The 21,979-nt window shown below is 73.7% G+C and carries 19 protein-coding genes; 6 read left to right on the top strand and 13 right to left on the bottom strand.

Features of this window, described 5'->3' with window-relative positions:
* The first annotated feature begins 38 nt into the window (after positions 1-38).
* Both CLV70_RS36210 and CLV70_RS36205 read left to right on the top strand, forming a co-directional pair.
* A complete protein-coding gene (locus tag CLV70_RS36210; protein WP_106131136.1) occupies positions 39-2,648 on the top strand; it encodes a response regulator in 2,610 nt (869 codons plus the stop codon).
* Positions 2,645-3,052, top strand: a complete 408-nt coding sequence (locus CLV70_RS36205; RefSeq protein ID WP_106131135.1) for a response regulator — start codon at positions 2,645-2,647, stop codon at positions 3,050-3,052. The genes CLV70_RS36210 and CLV70_RS36205 overlap by 4 nt, the downstream gene beginning before the upstream one ends.
* 190 nt (positions 3,053-3,242) lie before the next feature.
* Here CLV70_RS36205 and truB read toward each other — a convergent pair whose 3' ends face one another.
* The 10 genes from truB to rimP form a co-directional block, all read right to left on the bottom strand.
* Entirely contained in the window at positions 3,243-4,124 is an 882-nt protein-coding gene (gene truB, locus CLV70_RS36200; RefSeq protein WP_106131134.1) for a tRNA pseudouridine(55) synthase TruB, read from the bottom strand.
* Between the two features lie 33 nt (positions 4,125-4,157).
* Positions 4,158-5,477 carry an MATE family efflux transporter gene (locus CLV70_RS36195; RefSeq protein WP_106131147.1) on the bottom strand — a complete coding sequence of 440 codons (1,320 nt, stop codon included), beginning with the start codon at positions 5,475-5,477 and terminating at the stop codon, positions 4,158-4,160.
* Between the two features lie 417 nt (positions 5,478-5,894).
* Complete coding sequence (locus CLV70_RS36190) at positions 5,895-6,932, bottom strand: DHH family phosphoesterase (RefSeq protein ID WP_106131133.1); 1,038 nt, start codon at positions 6,930-6,932, stop codon at positions 5,895-5,897.
* On the bottom strand, positions 6,929-7,396 hold the full coding sequence (gene rbfA / locus CLV70_RS36185) for a 30S ribosome-binding factor RbfA (RefSeq protein WP_106131132.1): 468 nt from the start codon (positions 7,394-7,396) through the stop codon (positions 6,929-6,931). Before rbfA ends, CLV70_RS36190 begins: the two co-directional genes overlap by 4 nt.
* Positions 7,397-7,739: 343 nt before the next feature.
* Complete coding sequence (locus tag CLV70_RS36180) at positions 7,740-8,033, bottom strand: DUF503 domain-containing protein (RefSeq protein ID WP_106131131.1); 294 nt, start codon at positions 8,031-8,033, stop codon at positions 7,740-7,742.
* 170 nt (positions 8,034-8,203) lie between these two features.
* The gene (locus CLV70_RS36175) at positions 8,204-9,229 is read right to left on the bottom strand and encodes a TRM11 family SAM-dependent methyltransferase (protein WP_106131130.1); all 1,026 of its coding nucleotides are present in this window, start codon (positions 9,227-9,229) and stop codon (positions 8,204-8,206) included.
* A 64-nt stretch (positions 9,230-9,293) separates the two neighbouring features.
* Positions 9,294-12,359 (bottom strand): translation initiation factor IF-2, encoded by a 3,066-nt coding sequence (gene infB / locus CLV70_RS36170; protein ID WP_106131129.1) that lies wholly within the window; start codon positions 12,357-12,359, stop codon positions 9,294-9,296.
* A gap of 107 nt (positions 12,360-12,466) precedes the next feature.
* Entirely contained in the window at positions 12,467-12,850 is a 384-nt protein-coding gene (locus CLV70_RS36165; RefSeq protein ID WP_106131128.1) for a YlxR family protein, read from the bottom strand.
* Entirely contained in the window at positions 12,828-13,844 is a 1,017-nt protein-coding gene (nusA, locus tag CLV70_RS36160; RefSeq protein WP_106131127.1) for a transcription termination factor NusA, read from the bottom strand. Before nusA ends, CLV70_RS36165 begins: the two co-directional genes overlap by 23 nt.
* On the bottom strand, positions 13,841-14,506 hold the full coding sequence (gene rimP / locus CLV70_RS36155; RefSeq protein ID WP_106131126.1) for a ribosome maturation factor RimP: 666 nt from the start codon (positions 14,504-14,506) through the stop codon (positions 13,841-13,843). Before rimP ends, nusA begins: the two co-directional genes overlap by 4 nt.
* Before the next feature lie 234 nt (positions 14,507-14,740).
* Here rimP and CLV70_RS36150 point away from each other — a divergent pair, with 234 nt between their 5' ends.
* Genes CLV70_RS36150 through CLV70_RS36140 form a run of 3 tightly spaced genes read left to right on the top strand, consistent with a single transcriptional unit; the run spans position 14,741 to position 16,351 of the window.
* Positions 14,741-15,175 carry a hypothetical protein gene (locus tag CLV70_RS36150; RefSeq protein ID WP_106131125.1) on the top strand — a complete coding sequence of 145 codons (435 nt, stop codon included), beginning with the start codon at positions 14,741-14,743 and terminating at the stop codon, positions 15,173-15,175.
* Complete coding sequence (locus CLV70_RS36145) at positions 15,172-15,594, top strand: DUF4439 domain-containing protein (protein ID WP_106131124.1); 423 nt, start codon at positions 15,172-15,174, stop codon at positions 15,592-15,594. Before CLV70_RS36150 ends, CLV70_RS36145 begins: the two co-directional genes overlap by 4 nt.
* Before the next feature lie 43 nt (positions 15,595-15,637).
* The gene (locus CLV70_RS36140) at positions 15,638-16,351 is read left to right on the top strand and encodes a nucleotidyltransferase domain-containing protein (protein WP_106131123.1); all 714 of its coding nucleotides are present in this window, start codon (positions 15,638-15,640) and stop codon (positions 16,349-16,351) included.
* On the opposite strand, the gene CLV70_RS36135 is transcribed toward CLV70_RS36140, so the two are convergent.
* On the bottom strand, positions 16,348-17,043 hold the full coding sequence (locus tag CLV70_RS36135; RefSeq protein WP_106131122.1) for a VIT1/CCC1 transporter family protein: 696 nt from the start codon (positions 17,041-17,043) through the stop codon (positions 16,348-16,350). The two genes, CLV70_RS36140 and CLV70_RS36135, sit on opposite strands and share 4 nt — an antisense overlap.
* On the bottom strand, positions 17,040-17,897 hold the full coding sequence (map, locus tag CLV70_RS36130; protein WP_106131121.1) for a type I methionyl aminopeptidase: 858 nt from the start codon (positions 17,895-17,897) through the stop codon (positions 17,040-17,042). Before map ends, CLV70_RS36135 begins: the two co-directional genes overlap by 4 nt.
* 88 nt (positions 17,898-17,985) lie before the next feature.
* Here map and CLV70_RS36125 point away from each other — a divergent pair, with 88 nt between their 5' ends.
* Entirely contained in the window at positions 17,986-18,303 is a 318-nt protein-coding gene (locus tag CLV70_RS36125; RefSeq protein WP_245908722.1) for an STAS domain-containing protein, read from the top strand.
* Here the strand turns inward: CLV70_RS36125 and CLV70_RS36120 are convergent.
* Positions 18,290-21,925, bottom strand: a complete 3,636-nt coding sequence (locus CLV70_RS36120; RefSeq protein ID WP_106131119.1) for a SpoIIE family protein phosphatase — start codon at positions 21,923-21,925, stop codon at positions 18,290-18,292. The two genes, CLV70_RS36125 and CLV70_RS36120, sit on opposite strands and share 14 nt — an antisense overlap.
* Between the last annotated feature and the right edge of the window lie 54 nt (positions 21,926-21,979).

The raw sequence follows: 21,979 nt of genomic DNA, 5'->3' as shown, positions 1-21,979 counted from the left end.
TCTGCACGAGTGCCTGAAACGGTACAGTTGGTCCCGATATGCACATCAACTGGAGTGCCTCGACCCTGCTGGCGGCGGAGTTCACCTTCGCCGTCCTGTTCGTGCAGGCGCTCCTGGGTTATCTCCGCCGCCGCGACCCGCTGCAGCGCGACGTCACCCTCGTCTTCGCGCCGTGCACTGTCCTGTTCTGCATCGACGTCGCACGCCGGCTCCACGACGGGACCCTCCCCGGGTGGATGAACACCGCCGCGCTCGCCTTCCTGGCGATGCAGCCGTTCCTCACCGTCCGGCTGGCCGGCCGCCTCCGGGCCGTGCCGGGCTTCCTGCACTACTGCGTCCTCGCGCTCTCCACGTCGGGCGCGGTGTCCCTCATCCTCACCGACGAGAACCGGCCGTTCGGCTGGCTCGTGTTCGCGGTGGGCGGCTTCCTGGCCGGCGAGCTGGTGGCCGCCGCCCTGCTCCTGGGCAAGGCGCGGACCCGGTCCGGGGCCAACCGGGCACGCCTGATCATCGCCGCGGGCGCCACCATGGTCTTCGGCCTGATGATCGTGCTGATGGGTCTCGGCGGCCTGCCCGGCGCGATCAACCGGCTCCTGGCCCTGGTCTCCGGGCTCGGCTACCTGTTCGCCTTCGCGCCGCCCCGCTGGCTGCGCCGGGCCTTCGCCGCGTCCGCCGCCCAGTCGGTGACCGAGCGCCTGCTGCGCGCCCGGGTCCGCACGGCCGACGAGCTCTGGCAGACGTACGCCGAGATGATGCGGCAGGAGACCGGCGCCGACGCGGTCGCCGTGCTGATGCCCCGCGGGGACGGCCTGCTCGCGCCCACCGCGTACGCCGGGCCGGCCGTCCGCGCGCTGGAGGACGTCGAGTTCGCCGACCTCACCGCGCTGATCCGGGCCGGCCGCCCGGCCCGCCTGCGCGAGGGCGACCCCGCGCTGGTCCAGCACTTCGGCGACGACCTGGGCGACGACTTCGTCACCGTGCTGAGCATGCCGGTGCCGCCCGAGGCCGAGGGCGCCGTGCTCCTGTTCAACCGGCACCGGAGCCTGTTCAGCGACGACGACCTGCGGCTGCTCGCGCTGCTCGGCGGCCAGGCCGGCGTCCTCGCCGAGCGGCAGGCCGTGCTGGCGGCCCAGCACCGGATGGCGGCCGAGCTCAGCGAGTCGGTGGAGGCGCTGACCCGGGCCGGCCAGGCCAAGAGCGCGTTCCTGGCGAACATGAGCCACGAGCTGCGGACGCCGCTGAACGCGATCATCGGCTTCAGCGACCTCATGCGGCTGGAGGAGCCGGACGGCGACCGGCGGCGCGTACCGGCGGACTGGGTCGAGCACATCCACACCAGCGGCCGGCACCTGCTGGGCCTGATCAACGACATCCTCGACCTGGCCAAGGTCGAGGCGGGCCGGCTGGAGCTGCGGCTCGCCCCGCTGCGCGCCGACACCGCGGTCGAGGAACTGCTCACCGGGCTGGCCCCGCTGATCACCAGCAACGGGCTGACCGTGGTCCGGGAGCTCGAGCCGGCCACCGCGAGCGCCGACCGGGTGCGGTTCCGGCAGATCGTGGAGAACCTGCTCTCCAACGCCATCAAGTTCACCCCGCCGGACGGCCGGATCACGGTCACGACGGCGGACCGCGGCGACCACGTGACGGTCACCGTGGCGGACACCGGAGTGGGCATCGCCGAGGCGGACCACGAGCGGGTGTTCGAGGAGTTCCAGCAGGTCGGCGACCCCGACCGGCAGCGAGCCGGCACCGGCCTCGGGCTGGCCCTGACCAGGCGGCTGGTCGAGGCCCACGACGGGGAGATCTCGCTGGTCTCGGTGCCGGGTGAGGGCAGTGCCTTCACCGTACGGTTGCCCGCCGCGCCCGTGGTCAGCCCGGTCGGCCCGGACGAGCCCGGCGACCGCGCCCGCGTCCTGTTGATCGAGGACGACCCGCAGGCCGCGGAGCTGCTCCGGACCCAGCTGGAGCACGCCGGCTACCACGTCGACGTCGCCGGTACGGGCGAGGCGGGCCTCACCGCCGCCGGCGCCCGGCCCCCGGACGCGATCGTGCTGGACGTGGCGCTGCCCGGCATCGACGGCTTCGAGGTGATCCGGCAGCTCAAGGCGGACGCGCGGCTGGCCGGCATCCCGGTGTTCTTCGCCACGATCATCGACGAGCGGCAGGCGGGCCTCGCGCTCGGCGCCGACGACTACTTCGTCAAGCCCGTCGACCAGGCGGCGCTGCTCGGGGCGCTGGCCCGCACGCTGGCCGACCGGCACGCCCCGCGCGTGCTCGTGGTGGATCACGACGACGCGGTCCGCCGGTCCATCGAGGACGGGCTGCGCGCCGGCGGGGCCGACGTGGTCGCGGTCGCCGACGGCCGCGACGGGCTGACGCTGAGCCGCGAGGGCGACTTCGACCTCATCGTGTGCGACCTGCAGGCGCGCGACGGGGACGGCTTCAGCATGCTCGCGGCCATGGAACAGGACCCGGCGACCCGGCACACCCCGGTGCTCGGCCTCACCCAGGCGAACGGCGACGCGTCCCTGGTGGCGACCGCGATGGCGGGCGGCGTGATGGCCGCGGCGATGACCGGCGGGGCCGGCGCCGAGAAGCTCGCGCCGCTGCTCGGCGTGCGTACCGACATGGACAGGGAGACACCGTGACCGCCGCGAGCCCGCGCATCCTGCTGGTCGAGGACGAGGAACTGAACCGCACGCTGGTCAAGGCCGTCCTCGCCCGCGCGGAGGTGGCCGCCGTCCGCGAGGCCCGGGTCATCGACGCGCCCACCCTGGCGGCGGCCCGCAGCCGGCTCGGCGAGGAGCAGGTCGACCTGGTGCTGCTGGACATGAACCTGCCGGACGGCAACGGGCTGTCCCTCGCCGGCGAACTGGCCGCGGGCACGGTGACCGGCGGCCGCCCCCGGCCGGCGGTGGTGGCGGTCACGGCGAGCGTGCTGCCCCAGGACCGGGCGGCGGCGCTGGCGGCCGGGTGCGACGGCTTCCTCGACAAGCCCTACGCCGCCGCCGACCTGGTCGCGGTCGTCGCCGAACACCTGCCCCCGCGCTGACACTCCCGCCCGCGCCACGGGACACCGGCCGCGGTACACCGCCGCCGGCCCCGGGACACCGGCCCCGAGACACCGGCCGCGGGGCACCGGTCACAGGCCGCGGGGCGCCGGTCACCGGGCCGGCGGCCACCGGGCGACGGCCACCGGGCGACGGCCACCGGGCGACGGCCACCGGGCGACGGCCGCCGGCTCAGGCCGGGGCCAGGACGATCTCCGCGCGGGCCTTGCCGTCGCGCTCGGAGACCACGGCCAGGAGGTCACCGGCCGGATCGAAGACCGCGTACGGCCCCTCGATGCCGACCGGCGCCAGCGGACCGCCGTGGCTCAGCACCCGCGCCTCCTCGGCCGTCGCCTCGCGCTGCGGGAAGGCGCTGCGGGCCGCCTCGGCCATCGGCAGCGAGATCACGTCCGGCGCCCGCTCCTCGAGCTGCTCCAGGGTCGAGGCCGCGTCGAGTGTCATGCCGCCCACCGCCGTACGCCGCAGCGCGGTCAGGTGCCCGCCCACGCCGAGCGCCCGGCCCAGGTCCCGCGCGATGGCCCGGATGTACGTGCCGCTCGAGCAGGTGACGTCCACGTCGACGTCGACCATGTCGCCCTCGCGGCGGATGTCGAGCACGTCGAGGGCGTACACGGTGACCCGGCGGGCCGCCAGCTCGACCTGCTCGCCGTCGCGGACCCGCTTGTACGCCCGCTCCCCGTTGACCTTGATGGCGCTGACCGCGCTCGGCACCTGATCGATCTCACCGGTCCGGGCGGCCAGCCCGTCCCGGATCGCCGCGTCGGTGACGTGGCCGGCGGGCACGGTCGCGGTCACGTCCCCCTCGGCGTCGTCGGTGACGGTCGACTGGCCCAGCCGGATCGTGCCGAGATAGCTCTTGCGGGAGCCGATCACGTACGTGAGCAGCCTGGTCGCCTTGTTCACCCCGATCACCAGCACCCCGGTCGCCATCGGGTCCAGGGTGCCGCCGTGCCCGACCCGCCGGGTCTTCGCCAGCCGCCGGATCCGGGCGACGACGTCATGGGAGGTCATCCCGGCCGGCTTGTCCACCACGATGAGACCGTCGACGTTCACCGCACCACCCAACCAGACCGCCGGCGCCCGCTCCTACCGGGTCACCCCCAGCACCGCCCAGCGGGAGCCCCGCCAGCGGATCAGCAGCGCCACCAGGCGGACCAGCGTGAACACCGCGAGGCCCGCCCAGACCCCCGGAAGACCCCAGTCGAACGCGTACGCGAGCCAGATGAGCGGCAGGAATCCGCCCAGCGCGCCCACCAGGGTCATCGTGCGCAGGTAGCCGACGTCGCCGGCCCCGATCATCACCCCGTCGAGGGCGTAGACGACCCCGGCGAACGGCAGCATCCCCACGAACCAGGGCCAGACCACCGCCGCCTGATCGTGCACCGACCGGTCGCCGGTGAAGACGCCGGGGATCACGTCGGCGCCGGCCGCGGCCAGCACCGCGAACGCCAGCCCGGCAAGCCCGCCGACGATCGTGACCCGGCGGGCCACCTCCCGGGCCGCCGGCTCGTCACCGGCGCCGAGCGCCGCGCCGACCAGCGACTGGGCGGCGATCGCGACGGCGTCCAGCGCCAGCGCCGCGAAGAACCACAGCTGCAGCGCGATCTGGTGGGCGCCGACCGCCGCCACCCCGAACCGCGCGGCCACCGCCGTTGCCGACAGCCAGCAGGCCTGGAAGGCGGCGCCGCGGATGAGCAGGTCGCGGCCGAGGACCAGCTGGTTGCCGATGACCGAGGGCACCGGGCGCAGCGGCGTCCGCTCCCGCACGACGGCCCAGAGGAACAGCACGCCGGAGAGGGTCTGTGCGACGACGTTGGCGACGGCCGAGCCGGTGAGGCCCCAGCCGAGCGGATAGACCAGCACCGGGCAGAGCACGGCGGAGAGCACGTTGGCGCCGAGCACGTAATACAGCGGGCGGCGGGTGTCCTGCACGCCGCGCATCCAGCCGTTGCCGGCCGCGGCCAGCAGGAGGCCGGGCGCGCCGAGCACGGCGATGCGCAGCCAGCCCGCGGCGGCGTCGGCGGCCTGCGGGTCGCTCGCGAGGGCGCGGGTCAGCGGGCCGGCGAAGAGCTGAGCCAGCACGACCAGGAGGACGCCGGTGCCGAGGGCGAGCCAGGAGGCCTGGACCCCTTCGGCCACGGCGGCGCCCCGGTCGCCGGCACCGAACCGGCGGGCGGCGCGCCCGGTCGTCCCGTACGCCATCAGCGTGCCGAACCAGACGGCCAGGGACATCACCGTGCCGCCGACGGCGACCGCGGCGAGCGGCACCCGGCCGAGATGCCCGACCACGGCGGTGTCGACGAGCACGTAGAGCGGCTCGGCGGCCAGCACGACCAGCGCGGGCAGGGCCAGCGCGGCGATGCGCCGGCTCAGCGAACGGTCAGCGACCTCGGCGGACGGGCTCATGAACACTCATGATGCCCGTCCCGCCGTAAGGATCGCAATGCGGTGCAGCCAGTTACCTACTGGCGCGTGTCCATCGACGTCTGCAGGGCCCGGCGGGCCTGCTCGCGGGCGTCGTCGGAGGGCTGGGGCTTCGGCTTGGCGGCCATGATCAAGGTCCTTCCACGGGTGTGGTCGAGCGGGGCGTCGCGGCGGCCGGTCCGGGATCGCCGGACGGGAGGCGGGGCGGCGCGGCCCGGAAGGGTGCGTCCGGGTGGCTCGAGGTCTTCGCGACGGACCATGGTCGTGACCGTGCAAAAACCAAATCACCGTTCACCCAAAGTATCGTTCAGTCCCGCGGTATGCCCGCTCCGTCCCGCAGGGCGGGATGCCGATAAACGACAAAAGGCCGGCCTCGCGGCCGGCCTCCTGCTCGTACGGCTAGTGGATCAGGTGACGGTCCAGCTGCTCACGGACGGCCGCGATGACCTCGCCGGGGGTGCCGTGACCGGTGAAACCCGCGGCCAGCCGGTGCCCGCCGCCGCCCAGCGCCACCGCCACCGCGCTGACGTCGACCGCGCCCTTGCTGCGCAGCGACACGGCCCACTCGGCCTCGGCGGCCTGCTTCACCACCACCGACACGTCGACCTCGGCCACGCAGCGCACGGGGTCGATGAGGGCGTCCAGCACGTACGGCCGCTGCTCGTGCCGGACCAGGTCGTCGAGGGTCGCGTACGTCCAGACCATGCCGTGCCCGTCCGCCGCCGCCGGATCGAGCTCGGCGCGCGCCAGCACGTCGGCGAACAGCTTCATGGCACCGAACGGCCGGCTGTCGAAGATCCGCCGGGAGATGTCCCCCGGCCGCAGCCCGGTCGCGATGAGCCGGGCCGCCATCTCGTGCACTCGCGGCGTCGTCATGTCGAAGCGGAAGGAGCCGGTGTCAGTCGCCAGCGCCACGTACAGGCACTCGGCGATCGCCGGGTCGAGCGGCACGTCCAGCCGGTCGAGCAGCTGCTCCGCGACCACGGAGGTGGCCGCGGCAGTGGCGTCGACCAGGTGCACGCCGCCGAAGCGCGTGTTCGAGGCGTGGTGGTCGAGCACGACGGTGGCGCCCGCGGTCTCCAGCCGGTCGACCAGCCCACCCAGCCGGGATTCCGCGGCCACGTCGAAGATCAGGACCAGGTCGGGATCCGGGTACGCCTCGGGCTCCGGCACCAGCAGTTCCAGGCCGGGCAGGCTCGTGAACGGCTCCGGGATCTCGAACGGCCCGGGGAAGGTCGCCTGCAGATTCCGTACGCCGAGGCGCCGCAGGCCCAGCGCGAAGCCGAGCATGCTGCCCAGCGCGTCCCCGTCCGGGTTGACGTGGCAGATGAGCAGCACCCGCCCGCCCGGCACGAACTCCCGCACCGTACGGACGGCGGCGGCCCACTCGGCCTCGGCGATGGTCACGGGCACGGTGGCGACAACCGCCTCCGTCACCGTTTCTCCTCGGCACTGACCCGTTCGTCCGCCTCGTCGTCGTCCTCGTCGTCCTCGGACTTGTACGGGTCGGGATCGCCGGCATACTGCTTCCCGGCGGCCAGCCGCTGCACCTCGGCGTCCCGGTGCCGCGCGGCCGCGAGCAGGTCGTCGATCTCCTTGGCGTGATCCTGCACGTTGTCCAGCACGAACGTCAGGCTCGGCGAGTGCCGCAACCCGAGCGCGTGCCCGACCCGCGACCGCAGCATCCCCTTGGCACTCTCCAGCGCCGCGGCGGTGGAGGCCTGCTCGGTAGCGTCCCCGAGCACGGTGTAATACACGTGAGCGTCCCGCAGGTCACCCGTGATCCGGGCGTCGGTGACCGTCACCATGCCGAGCCGGGGATCCTTGATCTCGCGCACCAGCGAGGCCACCAGCTCCCGCACCCGCTCCGCGTGCCGACGCGTCTTGGCCGGGTCCGACATATCGCCCACCTCCGACAACCGTGCCTACGGGGTGCACCGAACCCCCGCCCAACGCAGTGAGCCTACCCATGACCGCCCCACCCCGAACGCTCCGCCGGTCCGTCCCAGCCCCCGAGACCCACCCACCGGCCCGCCCGCGGCCGGCTCCCGGGCAGGCCACCCCCACAGCACCACCCGCGACCACCTGGGCCGCGGCGCGCACCGCCGAGGCGGAGATCACCGGTCGTCCGACAGCACCGCTCGCGCCACCCGCCCGACAGCGACACCCCGACCGAGGACACATCGCCCATTCAGCCGGTCAGGCGCAGGCCGAGCCGAGCCAGCCCGCCCCCGCGCGGCGCGGTCAGTCGTCCTCCCCGTAGAGGCGGCGGCGGACCGACAGCAGCTCGATCTCCGGCCGCCCCGCCACCTGGTGCTCGCAGGTGTCGATGACGGCCCGGGCCTGGGCCGGCTCGGCCGCCACCACCGCGACCCCCAGCTGGGCCCTCCCGTGCAGGTCGTGCATCCCGACCTCGGCGACGCTGACCTCGAACTTCCGCAGCATGGCGATGATCGGCCGGACATAGGAACGCTTCTGCTTGAGCGACCGCGAGTCACCGGGCAGAAGCAGGTCGAAGAGCGCAGTTTCGGTGTACATCAGCGAGCAGAGTACGCCCGCCCACCGACATGATCAGCCCAGTTTCCCGCCCGGCAGCCACCACCCGCAGCCGCCACCGCACGCTGTCCCCGCGCGGAGCGCGGCGGCGCGCGGGCGATGCGCTGCGTGGCTCGCCACCCGCAGCCGCCACCGCACGGCCCGGGCATCGGTCAGGCCGGCTTGCGCGCCACCACCACGTCGCGCTCGATGCCCTGGTCGACGCGGTGGCTCAGGTCCTCGTGCGCCACGAGCTCCAGCCCGTTGGCGATCAGGATGTCCTCCGCCAGCTCGCGCCGCGCGACCTTCGTGTTCCAGGACAGTCCGAGCGCCCCGCCCGGCCGCAGCAGCGTCAGCCACGACGGCACGGCCCGTTCGAGCAGGTCGAGCGGGCGGCGGGACATGCCGCCCTCGTCGTCGTAGCTGCCGTGGGCCACGCCGTACGGAAGGTCCGCGACCAGCAGGTCCACGCAGTGCGGGCGGAGCAGGCCGTCGAGCTGGGTGGTGTCGGTATGGAGCATGGTCACCTTCTGCACCGCGCCCGCCTTGTGGTCCTCCTTGCTGGCCGCCAGCGTCACCTCCAGACGGCGGGCGGCGCGGCGGCCCTGCCTGCGTACGGGAACCAGCTCCGCGGTGTGCTTGAGCCGCTTGCGCTTCAGCCAGGTCTGCAGGAACAGCTTGTACGCCTCCACGTCCTTGCCGTCGATCTCGATGCCGAGGGCGTCGTACCCGTACATGAGGGCCTGATTGAGCGTGGTGCCGCGGCCCGCGAGCGGGTCGCCGACGGTGAGGTGGCCGTCGAGCATCCGGGGTGCCGACGCGGACGCGAGGAGGGTGAGGTTGAGCAGGAGCTTGGTGAACTGCTCGTTGGTCTTGCCGGCGTACTTGGGGATGGTGATCAGGTCGCTGTCGAAGCGGGCCAGCGGGGTCAGCGTGACCGGCCGGAGCAGGTCCTCGCCGACCTGTTCGAAGAGCGCGTAGCCGGCCGACAGGTTGGACAGGTACGCGACGTCCCGCGGCCCGAGATCGCCCTCGAAGGTGACGTAGCCGACGCCGCCGATGGTGGTCTCCGCGACGTCTCCGACGGGGCCGGACAGCACCGGGGAGAACGCCGCGAGTTCGGCCCGGGAGAGGCGGCCGGCCTGGTCGGCGTAGACGCGGTTGGCGGACGGGGCGAGCAGCAGGGCGTAGCGGGACATCCCAGTAGTAAAGACAACGGCCCCCGGTGCCGGAGCACCGGGGGCCGACGTCAGGCCGGGGCTGTCAGGCCCGCGGCTTCTCACGCATCTCGAAGGTCTCGATCACGTCGCCGGTCTGCGGCGTGCCGAAGCCCTGCAGCGTCAGACCACACTCGAAGCCCTCGCGGACCTCGGTCGCGTCGTCCTTGAACCGCTTGAGCGAGCTGATCGTGACGTTCTCCGCCACCACGACGCCCTCGCGCAGGACGCGCGCCTTGGCGTTGCGGCGGATGAGACCGGACCGGACCATACAACCCGCGATGAGACCGATCTTGGACGAGCGGAAGACCTCGCGGATCTCCGCCGTGCCCAGCTCGACCTCTTCGTACTCGGGCTTGAGCAGGCCCTTGAGCGCCGCCTCGATTTCCTCGATGGCCTGGTAGATGACGCTGTAGTAGCGGATCTCCACGCCGGCGCGGTCGGCCATCTCCTTGACCTTGTTGCTGGCCCGGACATTGAAGCCGATGATCGTGGCGATGGCCTCGGAGGAGGCGCTCGCCAGGTTGACGTCGCTCTCGGTGATCGCACCGACGCCGCGGTGGATGACCTTGAGCTGGATCTCGTCCGGGATCTCGATCTTGAACAGCGCGTCCTCGAGGGCCTCGACCGAACCCGAGCCGTCGCCCTTGAGCACCAGGGTGAGCGAGGTCTTCTCGCCCTCCTTGAGCTGCTCCATGAGCGTCTCGAGCGTGGCCTTGCCCTTGGAGTTCGCGAAGCTCGCCGCGCGACGGCGTGCCTGCCGCTGCTCGGCGATCTGCCGGACCGTGCGGTCGTCCTCGGCCGCCAGGAACGTGTCGCCCGCGCCGGGCACCGAGGTCAGACCGAGCACAAGGACCGGACGCGCCGGACCCGCCTCGGGGACCTGGTGGCCGTTCTCGTCGAGCATGGCGCGGACGCGGCCGTGCGCGCCGCCCGCCACGATCGAGTCGCCGGCCCGCAGCGTGCCCTTCTGGACCAGGACCGTGGCAACCGCGCCGCGGCCCTTGTCGAGGTGGGCCTCCACCGCGACACCCTGCGCCGGCCCGTCGATCGGAGCGGTGAGCTCCAGCGACGCGTCGGCGGTCAGCAGGACGGCCTCGAGCAGGTCGTCGATGCCGATGCCGGGCTTGGCGGCCACGTTGACGAACATCGTCTCGCCGCCGTACTCCTCGGCGAGCAGCCCGTAGTCGGCCAGCTGCTGGCGGACCTTCTCCGGGTTGGCGTCCGGCTTGTCGACCTTGTTGACCGCGACCACGATCGGCACCTCGGCAGCCTTGGCGTGGTTCAGCGCCTCGACCGTCTGGGGCATCACGCCGTCGTCCGCCGCCACCACGAGGATGACGATGTCGGTCACCTGGGCACCGCGGGCACGCATGGCGGTGAACGCCTCGTGGCCCGGGGTGTCGATGAAGGTGATCGCGCGGTCTTCGCCGTTGTGCTCGTACTGCACCTGGTAGGCGCCGATGTGCTGGGTGATGCCACCCGCCTCGCCGGCGACCACGTTGGTCTTGCGGATCGCGTCGAGCAGCTTCGTCTTACCGTGGTCGACGTGGCCCATGACGGTCACGACCGGCGGCCGGGTGACGAGGCGGTCCTCGGCGATCTCGGCGTCGAGGTCGATGTTGAACTGCGCGAGCAGCTCGCGGTCCTCGTCCTCGGGGCTGACGATCTGCACGTCGAAGCCCAGGTGCTCGCCGAGCAGCAGCAGCGTGTCGTCGGAGCACGACTGGGTCGCCGTCACCATCTCACCCAGGTTGAACATCTCCTGGACGAGCGAACCCGGGTTGGCGTTGATCTTGTCGGCGAAGTCGGACAGCGAGGCGCCACGCGACAGCCGGATCTCCTGACCCTGACCGCGCGGAGCACCCGAGCTCATCTGCGGAGCCGACAGGTTGTCGAACTCCTGACGCCGCTGCTTCTTCGACTTGCGGCCACGGGTCGGCCGGCCACCGGGACGCCCGAAGGCACCCGCGGCACCGCCGCCACGACCGCGACCGCCACCACCGGGACGACCCGGGGCACCGGCACCGACCGGTCCACCGCCGCCGCCACCGGGGCCGCCGCGGTAGCCACCGCCACCGCCGCCGCCACCGGGACCACCGCGGTAGCCACCGCCACCGGCACCGCCACCGCCGCCGGGACGGAAGCCGCCACCGGCACCGCCGCCGCCACCGGGACGGAAGCCGCCACCGGCACCGCCACGGCCGCCGCCACCGCCCGGACCACCGGGACGGCCCGCACCGGGGCCGGCCGGACGGCCGGGACGCTGCGCGGGCATCGAGGCGGGGCTGGGCCGCGGCGGCATCGAGGCAGGGCTCGGCCGCGGCGGCATGCCGGGCTGGTTGGGCCGCGGCATCGCCGAGGGAGTCGGGCGCGCGGCGTTGCCGCCGGAGACGCCGAACGGGTTGTTACCGGGACCGCGCTGCGGCGGGCGCGGTGCGCCACCCGGACCGGGACGACCCGGGGCGGGCGCGCCCGGAGCACCGGGACGAGCGGCCGCGGGCGAACCCGGGCGCGGCGGAACCGTGCCGGGGCCCGGCGGACGCGGGCGGGAGGTGCCGTCGGCCGGGGGCTGCTGCGCCCGGCGCTCGGCGTCGCGGGTGCGGGCGGCCTGGGCCGCCTTCACCGCTGCCTCCTGCTCGGCCTTGAGCGCCGAGGCACGCGCCTCGGCGGCCGCCACCTCGATGTCGTGGGCGCTGGCCGGCTTGGCGACCGGGCCGGGCGTGGGGCCCGGACGACCGGGGACGCCCGGCTTGGGCCGGGCCATCGAACCGGGGCCGGGGCTCGGAGCCGGGGACGCGGGCGCGCTGGGCGCGCTCCCGCCCGGGGCCGCCGGAGCCGCGGGCCGCCGCGGCGGCTGCGGCCGCGCGGACGTCGGGGCGGGACGGGGTGCACTGGGTGCGGGGGCGCTCGGCGCGGCCGCGGCGGGGGCCGCCGGAGCAGCACCGCCCTGGGCGTCGAGGGCACCACGCAACCGCCGGGCCACGGGGGCCTCGACCGTGCTGGATGCGGATTTGACGAACTCGCCCATCTCCTTGAGCTTGGCGAGAACGGTCTTGCTGTCGACCCCGAGCTCCTTCGCGAGCTCGTGTACGCGGGCCTTACCTGGCACTGCACTCCTCACTTCGAGGTCGTGCGAGCCAAACCCGCAGCGACCTCACTCCTGCACTTGAAGCCTGGTCATTTCAGGGACTTCATCGTGTGCTCATGTCGGTCGTCCTACCTTGCTGGGTCGTGACGGGGCACTGACGCCTCGTCATCGGTTGTTCCGGGCGGCACAGCCGCGCGGATGTGCTCGGCAAGCAAGACGGTGTCAGCAACACCGGTGAGACGCAACGCACGCCCGAAGGCGCGACGCCGCTCCGCCTGCGCTAAGCAGGCCGGCTCGGGATGCAGGTGCGCTCCCCGACCCGGCAGTCGGCGGCCCGGATCGGGCACGAGCCGGAGATCAACCCCGTCCCGCACCGCGACGAACCGCAGTAATTGGGAGGTCGGCACGCGTACGCGACAACCGATGCAGGTTCGCACCGGGCCGACCCCTGAAAAGTCTACCCCTCGGACGCGGGGTCCGCGTATCCGGTCAGCTTCCCGTCTCGGCGGCATCCCGCTCCGCGGCCGCTGCGGGCTCGTTGTCGGGCCGGATGTCGATGCGCCATCCGGTCAACCGGGCGGCGAGGCGGGCGTTCTGCCCCTCGCGCCCGATGGCCAGGGAGAGCTGGAAGTCCGGCACGGTCACCCGGGCGGTCCGCGTGGCGGCGTCCACCACCTCCACACGCAGGGCCTTCGCCGGCGAGAGGGCGTAGCCGACGAACTGCGCGGGATCGTCCGACCAGTCGATGATGTCGATCTTCTCGCCGTGCAGCTCGCTCATGACCGCCCGCACCCGCTGGCCCATCGGGCCGATGCAGGCACCCTTGGCGTTGACGCCGGGCACGGTGGAACGGACCGCGATTTTCGTACGGTGACCTGACTCACGTGCGATCGCGGCGATCTCCACGGTCCCGTCGGCGATCTCCGGCACCTCGAGCGCGAAGAGCTTCTTCACCAGCGCCGGGTGCGACCGGGAGAGCGTGATCTGCGGGCCGCGGAAACCCTTGGCGACGTGCACCACGATGGCCCTGATCCGGGAACCGTGGTCGTACGACTCGCCCGGGACCTGCTCCGACTGCGGCAGCACCGCCTCGAGCTTGCCCAGGTCGACGATCACGATGCCCTTCTCGGCCCGGGCGGCGTCGGCCTGCACGATGCCGGTGACCAGGTCACCGTCGCGGCCGGCGTACTCGCCGAAGTGGGCCTCGTCGGTGGCCTCGCGCAGCCGCTGCAGGATGACCTGCTTGGCGGTCATCGCGGCGATCCGGCCGAAGTCGTGCGGCGTGTCGTCCCACTCCCGGGCCACGGTGCCGTCGGGGTCGAGCTCCTGCGCGAACACCGAGGCCGTGCCGGTCTTGCGATCGATCTCCACCCGGGCGTGGCTCTCGGCACCCTCGGTGTGGCGGTACGCGGTCAGCAGTGCGGTCTCGATCGCCGCGAGGATCGTCTCGAACGGGATCTCCCGCTCGCGCTCCAGGGCGCGCAGCGCCGCGAGGTCGATGTTCACTTGTCCTCGCCCTCCCCATCCTCGTCGTCGTCATCTTCATCGTCGCCGGGGTCGTCCCCGTCCTCGTCCTCGTCCGGGAAGACCGCCTCGTCGAGCCGCTTGAACTCGATCTGCACCCGGCCCGGCCCGAGATCGGCATACCCGAACGCGGCGCCCTTGCCGTCGATGTCGAGCGTGACGCCGTCGTCGTCGGCGGCCGTGACGCGCCCGGTCACCGAACGACCCGCCGCGGTCACCGTGACGAGCCGGCTGACGTTGCGCCGCCAGTGCCGGGGCAGGGTGAGCGGCCGGTCCACGCCCGGCGAGCCGACCTCGAGCTGATACTCGCCCGCGAGCACCTCGCCGCCGGCCTCCTCGGCCGCGTCCAGCGCCGCGGAGATCTCGCGGGAGACCACGGCCACGTCGTCCAGGCTGATGCCGCCGTCGGCGTCGACCAGCACCCGGACCAGGTGGCGCCGGCCCGCGCGGGACAGGTTCACCTCTTCGAGGTCGAACCCGGCGGCGGCCACGACCGGCTCGATCACCGTGCGGACCCGGGCCCGGGCCGCCACGAGGTCGATCCGGGGTGCAGCGGGCGCGGGCGTCTCGGCGGAGGCGTCCCGGCCCCGGTTTCCGGGGCGGCGGTTCGCCGGCCGGGCACCGGTACGACCACGCTGCGTCATCGGGCCCAACCCTTCTGCTCGAGAACGGCGGATGCGGACCGCCGGCCGGCCTTCACCGGGAACACCGGCATGCCACCGGGGGCATTTCCCCGGCGGCTGACGCAGAGCGTAACGCGCCACGGCGACAGCCCGGCCGCCGCCGCACCGAATGGGCGCTATGCGCAGGTCAACGACGCCCGCACGGGGCCGATCCACCGGAAGGGCCGGCGGGTCCCATGGTGTTGACTGGCGAGTGTGAAACGACGTCAGCTCCTGGGGACGGCGGCCGGGGTCTCCGCGCTCGCCGGATGCGGGCTCTTCGACGACGATCCGGAGCCGCCCCCGGCTCCCGACGCCCTGCAACCCCTGCTGGACGAGGCGGTCGCGCTGGCCGCCGCGTACGACCGCGCCGCTGTCGCCGAGCCCCGGCTGGCGGCGCGGCTGACCCCTCTCGCGGACGACCACCGGGCCCACGCCGCCGAGTTGGCGAAGGTCATCGGCGCCGCTCTCCCGTCGACCGCCCCGAGCGCGCCGCCCGGTCCGGCGTACTCGCTGAAGTCGCTGCGCAAGGCGGAGCAGGTGGCGCAGAAGACGGCCGCGGCCGCCTGCCGCAAGGCCCCGGCGGCCCGCGCGGCGCTGACCGGCTCCATCGCCGCGGCACGGGCCGCGCACGCCGAGGTTCTGCGATGAACGCGCAGCTGGCCGCCGCCCTCGCGGCCGAGGAGGCGGCGATCTACGCGTACGGAATCCTCGGGGTGCGGCTGACCGCCCGCGGTGAGCGGACCGAGGCGCGGGCGGCGGAGGCGGCCCACCGGGCCCGCCGCGACGTGCTGGTCACGAAGCTGGCGGCGCTGCGGGCGAGCACGGCGCCCGCCCCGGCCGGTTACGCCCTGCCGTTCGAGGTCACCGACCGGGCGAGCGCCCTGAAGCTGGCGATCCGGGTGGAGGACGGCGTGGCGCAGGCCTGGCGGGCGGTGCTCCCGGTCACCGAGGGCGGCGACCGGTCGACCGCCCTGAGCGGCCTCACCGACGCCGCGGTCCGGGCCGCCCGCTGGCGGCGCCTCGGTGCGGTCACGCCGGCGACGCTCGCCTGGCCCGGGCGGCCCTGAGCGGGGCCTTTCCCCGGCGCGCCCGTACGGCGAGAATCAAGCGGTGTCGCAGGAGGAGTACGACCTGGCCAACCCGCGGTGGCACCTCGCCACCCGGTTGCGCGACGTCATCCTGCGGCGGTGGTCCGCCGAGGTGCAGGCGATCGGCGTGCACGGGTCGATGGCGCACGGCGACGACACCGACAGCAGCGACGTGAACCTGGTCGTCGTCACGTACCGTCCCGGGGCCGGACCCCGCCCGGCCCTGCGCCGGGTCGACGGCATCCTCGTGGACCTGGCGGTGACCACCGGAGACGAGGGCCTGCGCCGGAGCCGCGAACTGACGCCGCGGTGGCCGCTGGAGGCCGACCGGTACGTCACAGTGCGCGACCTGTTCGACCCTCGTGGATGGTTCGGTACGCAGCGCGACGGCCACCTGGCCAGGCTCGCCGAGACCCGGCCCGGCGAGTTCAGCGCGCTGGCCCGGCGCAACTGGTGCGTCGCGTCCGCCGCGCACGCCCGCGCGGTACGCCTGGCCGAGTGGTACGAGACCGACGCCGCCCTGGTGCTGATGGCCGAGGCCCGCCTGCACGCCGCGATGGTCGCCGGCCTGCTCAGCCGCACGTATTTCCGCAACCGCGCCGACGCCGTCCGCCGCACCGGCCTGGCCGGCGCCGACATGACCGAGCTCGGCGCGGTGCTGAAGGCCCAGGCCGGCGACCTGACCGCCCGCGGCCGCCCGGTCGACGGCACGCTCGCGGCCCTGTTCGAGGGCTAGGAGACGCCCACCCCGATCAGGGCGCCGATCAGGTACGTGGCGCCGGCGGCGGCCGCACCCAGCAGCAGTTGCCGCGTCCCGCTGCGCAGCCAGCCCTGGCCGGTGAAGCGGGCCACGAGCACCCCGGCGGCGAAGAGGCCCAGGCCGCCGACCCCCAGCGCCAGCGCCAGGCTGTCGAAGCCCAGGAGATACGTGAGCAGCGGCACCACCGCCCCGATCGAGAAGCACACGAACGAGGAGAACGCCGCCGTCCAGGGGCTGGGCAGCTCGTCCGGCACGACGCCGAGCTCCTCCTGCGCGTGCACCCGCAGCGCCTGCTCCGGGTTGCGCTTGAGCACGTCGGCGACCTCGCGGGCCAGTCCCTCGGGCAGGCCGCGCGCGGTCCACATCTCGACCAGCTCGGCGGCCTCGCCCTCCGGGTTGTCCCGCAGCTCGCGCAGCTCCTTGTCGAGCTCCGCCGCGACCTGGTCGTTCTGGGTGCGCACGCTGGTGTACTCGCCGAGGCCCATGGAGATCGCCCCGGCGACCAGGCCGGCCACCCCGGTGAGGACGAGGGTGTGCCGGGTGACCCCGCCGCCGCCCACCCCGGCGATGAGGGCGATGTTGGTCACCAGCCCGTCCATCGCGCCGAAGGTGGCCGCCCGCAGCCAGCCGCCGGAGACGTCGGCGTGGTGGTGCTCGACGGCCGTCACGGGAGCGTCAGGATCTCGTAGCCGTCCTCCGTCACCACCAGCGTGTGCTCGAACTGCGCCGTCCACTTCCGGTCCTTCGTGACGACGGTCCAGCCGTCGCTCCACATCTCGTACTCGTGGGTGCCGAGGGTGATCATCGGCTCGATGGTGAAGGTCATGCCGGGCTCCATCACGGTGTCGAGCCGCGGGTTGTCGTAGTGCGGCACGTAGAGCCCGCTGTGGAACGTCTCGCCGATGCCGTGGCCGGTGAAGTCGCGGACCACCCCGTAGCCGAAGCGGCGCGCGTACGCCTCGATCACCCGCCCGATAGCGTTGATCCGCCGCCCGGGAGCGACCGCGCGGATGCCCCGCATCATCGCCTCGTGGGTGCGCTCGACGAGCAGCCGCGCCTCCTCGCTCACCTCACCGACGCAGAAGGTCGCGTCCGTGTCGCCGTGCACGCCGCCGATGTACGCGGTGACGTCGACGTTGACGATGTCGCCGTCCTCGAGCACCGTGCTGTCCGGGATCCCGTGGCAGATGACCTCGTTGAGCGACGTGCAGCACGACTTGGGGAAACCCTTGTAACCCAGCGTCGACGGGTAGGCGCCGTTGTCGACCAGGAACTCGTGCACCACCCGGTCGATCTCGTCGGTGGTGACCCCGGGCTTGCAGTGCTCCCCGGCGAGCTGGGTGGCCTGCGCGGCGAGGCGCGAGGCGAGCCGCATCTTCTCGATCGTCTCCGGCGTCTGCACGTGCGAGCCACGCCACTCTTTCGGGCGCTTCTTGCCGACGTACTCGGGGCGGGCGATCTGCGGCGGCACCGCCCGCCATGGCGAGAGCTTTCCCGGGGTGAGCGGGGCACGAACGGTCATGCACCCAGCCTATCGCCGCCGATGTGACGGTTCCCCGGAGCGTGCACCGGTTGTTGCCGCACCTGGGCCCCTGTGTAATCGTGTCAGCGTGGATCAAGACGACCCCGAAAGCATCTTCTCGGCCACCACGTCGGTGGCCGGCGACCGGGTCACCGTGGTGGTGACCGGCGAGGTCGACATGTCGACCGCCGACGGGATGTTCCGGGCGGCGACCGACGAGCCGGCCGCCCGGGTCACCCTCGACCTGCGCGGCGTCACCTTCTTCGACTCGGCGGCCATCCACACCCTGATCCGGCTGGCCGAGCGCTACCCGGCGGCCCTGGCGGTCCTGCCGTCGCCGCAGGTGCTCCGGGTCCTGGACATCTCCGGGCTGAGCGGTCAGCCCTGGCTGGTCAAGACCGGCTGAGCGGGCGGCGCAGGGTCACCGACGTGCCGGTCTCGGACCGCACCACGGTCAGCTCCGACAGCGCACCGATCAGGGCGAGGCCCCGGCCGCGGAAGCCGGGCCCGGACGACGGACGCCAGCTCCCGGTGTCGCGCACCGTGGCGGTCACCGCGTCGTCGTCGAGCGACACCTCCACCGTGATCACCGGCTCCGCCGGGTCGATCGGGTGCTCGACCGCGTTCGCCGCCGCCTCCGACACCGCCACCATCAGGTCGAAGATGTCGTTCTCGGGCACGTCGTTCGCGGTGAGGAAGTCCTCCAGCCGGCGGCGCAGCACGCTGAGCCTGGTCGGGTCGGCGGGCAGCCGCAGCACGAATTCCCGCGGCTCGGTCGCCTGGAGGGCCAGCAGCGCGATGTCGTCCCGCCGGGGCTGCCGGGCGGCCTTGTCGAGCAGGTTGTCCAGCAGGTCCTCCACGTGGTCGGCCGGCTTGGCCAGGTCGGCGCGGACCTGGGCGAGGCCGATGTCGATGCCCTGACGGCGGTCCTCGACCAGCCCGTCGGTGTAGAGCAATAGGCGGTCGCCCGGCGCCATCTCCGCGCGCAGCGTCGGATAGTCGGAGTCGGGCAGCGCCCCGACCGGCGGGCCGAGCGCGGACGTGTAGAGGAACTCACCCTCCTTGCCCGGCGCGGCCAGGACCGGCGAGGGGTGGCCGGCCGCGGAATAGTGCAGCTCCCGCGTACGCGGATCGAACCGAACGCACACCACGGTCGCGAACTGGCGCCGGCCGAGGTTGTCGACCAGCCGGTTCAGCCGGGTCAGCGCCGCGCCACAATCGAAACCCTCGAGAATGTACGCCCGCAGCGCGTTCCGCAGCTGGCCCATCCCCGCGGCGGCCTGCACCCCCTTGCCCACCACGTCGCCGATCACCAGGACGAGCTGGTCGCCGGGCGCGACGATGACGTCGTACCAGTCGCCGCCGACCTCGGCCTCGGTGCTCCCGGGCAGGTAGCGGCTCGCCACGATGGCGCCCGGCACCCGCGGCAGCGACTGCGGCAGGAGGCTGTGCTGCAGGGTGCTGGCGATGCGGTGCTCGGCCTCGTAGAGGCGGGCGTTCTCCAGCCGCAGGCCGATGAGGCGGGCCAGCTGGGTGAGCAGCACCGGCTCGAGCGGGCCGTCCGGCCCCGGCCACACCTTGAGCTCGCCGAGGGTGGCCCCGGAGGTGTCCGGCAGCGCCAGCACCTCGTCCGGGTCGGCCGTCGCGGGGGCACCCCCGTCGACCTCGGCGCGGGAGCCGGGCGCGGTCACCACGACCCGGCCGGCCGAGGTCATCCCCCGGACGTGCCGCGCGGCCACGTCGAGCACCTCGGCGGTCGTGCGCACCGAGTTCACCGCGGCCGCCGCGTCGACCAGGCCGCGCAGCCGGCTGACGATCTGCCGGCGCAGCTGCCCGAGCTCCAGGTTGGCGCGGACCCGGGCGGTCAGGTCGCGCACCGAGAACGGCTTGACCAGGTAGTCGTCGGCGCCGGCGGCCAGACCCTCGACCGACGACTCCTCGCCGGCCCGGGCGGACAGCACCACGATCGGGACGTCCCGCGTACGCTCATCCGCCCGCAACGCCCTGATCAGCCCGAACCCGTCCAGCCGCGGCATCATCACGTCGGTGAGCACGAGGTCGAACGACTCGCGCCGGGCCCGCTCCAGGGCGTCCGCGCCGTCCACGGCCGTCGTGACGTCGTAGTACGGCCGCAGCAGCCGCGCCACGTGGTCCCGCAGGTCGGCGTTGTCGTCGGCGAGCAGCACCCGGCCGCGCCGCGCGTCCTCGACCTGCCCGGGCGCCGCCGCGGACTCCGGCTCCGACCCGGTGTCGCCGAGCCACCAGTGCGCCTCCTCGACGTACAGGCGGGCCTGGTCGTCGGGTTCGCTCACCGGCAGATCGAGGACCCGGTCGGCGGGCAGGTGGGCGGCGCCGAGCGGGACGGTGACCGTGAACGTGCTGCCGGCGCCGGGCTCGCTGCGCGCGGTGGCCGTGCCGCCGTGCAGCTCGGCCAGCTCGCGGACCAGGGCGAGGCCGATGCCCGTACCCTCGTGGCTGCGTGACCAGGCACCGGTGACCCGGTGGAACCGGTCGAAGAGCAGCCGCTGGTCGTCGGGGCCGATGCCGACGCCGGTGTCCTCGACCTCCAGCACCGCGGAGCCGTCGCGTTCGGCCAGGCGCACCGTGATGCCGCCGGACGGGGTGAACTTCACCGCGTTGGAGAGCAGGTTGAAGACGATCTTCTCCCACATCTCGCGGTCGACGTGGACGGGCGTGCTGAGCGGCGGGCAGTCCACCTCGAGCCGCAGCCCGGCCCGCTCGGCCGCGGACCGGAAGGCGCTCGCCAGCCGGGCGGTGTAGTCGGCCAGGTCGGTCGGCCGGTACGCGGCCCGCAGCCGCCCCGACTCCAGCCGCGAGAAGTCCAGCACGGTGTTGACGAGCTTCAGCAGCCGCAGCCCGTTGCGCCGCATCGGCTCGAGGCGTTCCCGCTGCTCGGAGCTGAGGCCCTGGACCTCCAGCAGCTCCTCCAGGGGGCCCAGGATCAGGGTCAGCGGGGTCCGGAACTCGTGGCTGACGTTCGAGAAGAAGTTCGTCTTCGCCGCGTCCAGCGCGGCCAGCTCGGCGGCCCTCCGGCGTTCCTGCTCGTACGTCCGCAGGTTCGTCACCGCCCGCGAGACCTGCGCCGTGGCCAGATCCAGGAAGTCCCGGTAGCCGCTGTCCATGGCGAGGTTGCGGCTGACCCCGACGACCAGCGCCCCGGCCCCGCTGCTGCCCGCACGCACCGGCAGCACCAGCGCCTCGTCGGCCGCGGACGCGGGCGGCGCGGGCACGACCGCTACGAGCGGCACGGCGCCCGGCCGGTCCGTACGCATGACCTCCTCGACGACCCGCAGCGCCGCACCGGACAGCGGCGGGCACTCCCCCTCGGCCGCGCCGGAGACGCCGGCCAGGGTGAGGCCCTCGACGCCGGCCGGGTCGTCGAGATACAGCGCGGCGAACGGCACGTCGGCGGCGTTCTCGCCGAGCACCCGCGCCGCCTGGGCGCCGAGCGCGGACTGGTCCGGCGAGTCGGCGAGGCGCGGCCCGAGCTGGCTGAGCGTACGGACCCGGCGGTCGCCGAGGACCCGGCGCGTGGTGTCGCTGACGATGCAGAACACCCCGCCGACCGAGCCGTCCGCGACCCGGATGGGGTCGTACGAGATGTCGAAGTACGTCTCCTCGAGGAAGCCGTACCGTTCCAGCATGAAGGGGTGATCGGCGGCCCAGTACGACTCGTCGGCGGCGGCCACGCCGTCGAACAGCTCCTGGAGCAGCGACCAGGTCTCCGCCCACATCTCCCGGCCGGGGCGCCCGAGGTGGCCGGGATGCTTGCTGCCCATCGTGGCGATGTAGGCGTCGTTGTAGAGCGCGCAGAACTCGGGCCCCCAGAACAGGACGATCTGCGCCTTGGAAGCGAGCATGGTGGTGACCGCGCCGACCAGCTCGGCCGGCCACTGCGCGGGTACGCCGAGCGGGGTGGACGCCCAATCCAGGGCGAGCATCCGCCCGCCCATCTCGCCACCGCGCTCGCACGCCGTCCGGAGCCGTTCCGGCAGGGCGCCGCCCATGCCACCTCCGCAATCCGTCTGAATGAGACCCGCACCGTAACCGTAGCTAGCCTT

The organism is Pseudosporangium ferrugineum (assembly GCF_003002065.1).
GTDB lineage: Bacteria > Actinomycetota > Actinomycetes > Mycobacteriales > Micromonosporaceae > Actinoplanes > Actinoplanes ferrugineus_A.
The sequence above is the reverse complement of the archived record's forward strand: the minus strand, read 5'-3'. Positions and strand labels throughout refer to the sequence as shown.

Excerpts from the sequence above, each read along its gene's own strand:
- CLV70_RS36210 (WP_106131136.1), top strand. The coding sequence starts at position 39 with ATGCACATCAACTGGAGTGCCTCGACCCTGCTGGCGGCGGAGTTCACC.
- CLV70_RS36195 (WP_106131147.1), bottom strand. The coding sequence starts at position 5,477 with ATGAGCCCGTCCGCCGAGGTCGCTGACCGTTCGCTGAGCCGGCGCATC.
- rbfA (WP_106131132.1), bottom strand. The coding sequence starts at position 7,396 with ATGTCGGACCCGGCCAAGACGCGTCGGCACGCGGAGCGGGTGCGGGAG.
- CLV70_RS36180 (WP_106131131.1), bottom strand. The coding sequence starts at position 8,033 with ATGTACACCGAAACTGCGCTCTTCGACCTGCTTCTGCCCGGTGACTCG.
- CLV70_RS36175 (WP_106131130.1), bottom strand. The coding sequence starts at position 9,229 with ATGTCCCGCTACGCCCTGCTGCTCGCCCCGTCCGCCAACCGCGTCTAC.
- CLV70_RS36165 (WP_106131128.1), bottom strand. The coding sequence starts at position 12,850 with ATGCCGCCGAGACGGGAAGCTGACCGGATACGCGGACCCCGCGTCCGA.
- rimP (WP_106131126.1), bottom strand. The coding sequence starts at position 14,506 with ATGACGCAGCGTGGTCGTACCGGTGCCCGGCCGGCGAACCGCCGCCCC.
- CLV70_RS36145 (WP_106131124.1), top strand. The coding sequence starts at position 15,172 with ATGAACGCGCAGCTGGCCGCCGCCCTCGCGGCCGAGGAGGCGGCGATC.
- map (WP_106131121.1), bottom strand. The coding sequence starts at position 17,897 with ATGACCGTTCGTGCCCCGCTCACCCCGGGAAAGCTCTCGCCATGGCGG.
- CLV70_RS36120 (WP_106131119.1), bottom strand. The coding sequence starts at position 21,925 with ATGGGCGGCGCCCTGCCGGAACGGCTCCGGACGGCGTGCGAGCGCGGT.